Source organism: Streptomyces carminius (assembly GCF_002794255.1).
In the GTDB taxonomy this organism is placed as follows: domain Bacteria; phylum Actinomycetota; class Actinomycetes; order Streptomycetales; family Streptomycetaceae; genus Streptomyces; species Streptomyces carminius.
The window spans coordinates 1-1,955 of record NZ_PGGW01000041.1; the positions used below are offsets into that span (position 1 = coordinate 1).

Sequence of the window (1,955 nt, forward strand, 5' to 3'; positions counted from 1 at the left end):
GTCCGGGGAGTTCCAGGCGGCGTTCGCGCCGGGGAAGACCGGGCCCCGGGAGGACCCGCCGGTGGAGTAGGCAGGGTAGGCGGTACCGCCCGAACGCCCCGAGTTCCTCGACCCCGTCGAGTACGTCGAGTACATGGGATAGGTGGAGGTCGCGGAATAGCTTGGATAGGCAGACGCCGTGGTGGTGGAGGAGGACGCGGAGGCCGTGGGGTAGGCGGGATACGCCGTGGAATACGACGAGCTTGTGGTGACGGTGGTGGGTGCCGCCGCCGTGCTGCCCGCGGCGGGAAGACTGTGCCCGCGGGTGACGGTGACCAGCCGGTACGGAGGCTGATGCCGAATCCGCAACCGGACACCACCGAGCTCGGTGTAGTCATGCACCCTGCCGTAGCGGTCCCCCCGCGACTGCGTCACCGGAGAAGACGCATACGCCCGCAGCGGCACATACCCCGGCACATCCCGGTACCGCCTGTTGACCTCCTCGATCCCGGCCAGCAACTGAACCGACTGACTGTTCTCCGCCGCGGAGACCTCGTTGTCCAGCAAAATGTGCGCGGTGCTGTGATGCCCCAGCACATACTCCAGGCTGTACGCCAGCCCCGAGGGACCGCGGTCCCGCGCCCACGGACCCGGATGCGGAACCACCAGATCCGTGTACGGCACATGACGGCCGAACCCCGTCACCGAACCGCGCACCAACCTCGCACGCCCCGCCCCCAGCACGGCCTCCACACCACGCTCCAGGGACGACAACAACACCGGGTCGTACGCGGTCACATTGCGCCGCAACCGGTACAGGTCCGCCAGCAGCGTCACATCCTCCGGCCCCGCACCACCGTCCACCGCGGCCGCCACCGTGTTGCGCGTCTCCTCCACCGCATCCGCGATCGGCGTGTAGTCCTCCACACCCCGCAACCGCTCACGATGCGCCGGATGCAACTCCGCAAACCACGCCGACGACTCAACCTCCGCCCAGGAAACCTCCCGCGCATCACCGAACCGGTCGAAAGCCACCAGAACAGGAGTACGCCGCCTGCCACTCCCGCTCCCACCACTCCCGCTTCTCCTGCTGCCAGACCCCGGAGAATTCCACGCCGCATCCACCCCCGGAAACACCGGCACCCCGGAGGTCTCACCGGGAGTGTCGATGGTGTCGGTGGCCGCGGGCGCCGGCTCGGTGCCCGGGCCGGGCAGGTCGTGCCCGCGGGTGACGGTGACCAGCCGGTACGGAGGCTGATGCCGGATCCGCAACCGGACACCACCGAGCTCGGTGAACTCCTGCACCCTGCCGCGGTCGTCCCTTCCCACCTCGACCGCCGGAGCATCCAGGGACACCTGCAGCGGCACATATTCCGGAGCGCTCCGGTTGGCCTCGTTGATCGCCTCGATCTCCGCGAGCAACCGAGCCGACTGGCTGTGCTCGGCGGACGCGTCCTCGTTGTCCAGCAGGATGTGCGCCGTGCTGTGATGCCCCAGCACGAACTCAAGACTGTGCGCCAGCCCCGAAACACCACGATCCCGCGCCCACGGACCCGGATGCGGGACCACCACATCGGTGTACGGCACATGGTGCCCGAAGTCGGTCACCGAGCTGTCCCTCAACACCGCGTTCCCCGACCCGAGCACCGACTCCACCTGCTGACCGAGGAACGGCAGCATCACCGGATCGAACGCGGTGACATTCCCCCGCAGCCCATGCAGATCCGCCAGCAGCCCCACATCCTCCGGCCCCGCACCGCCGTCCACCGCGGCCACCACCGTGTTACGCGTCTGCTCCAGAGCATCCGCGACCGGCGTGTACTCCTCCACACCCCGCAACCGCTCACGATGCTCGTCAGACAGCTCCGCGAACCACGGCGACGAGACGACCTCCGCCCAAGTGACCTCCCGCCCCTCACCCGACTCATCGAACGCCACCAACACCGGACCCGACCCACCACCATCGGAACCCGGGG

Annotated in this window: 1 protein-coding gene; it reads right to left on the minus strand. The window is 68.7% G+C overall.

The window, feature by feature from the left end; translation table 11 throughout:
* Positions 1-1,920 (minus strand): hypothetical protein (locus CUT44_RS12900; protein ID WP_199185696.1); only part of this gene is annotated, 1,920 nt, incomplete at its 3' end.
* Positions 1,921-1,955: the final 35 nt, after the last annotated feature.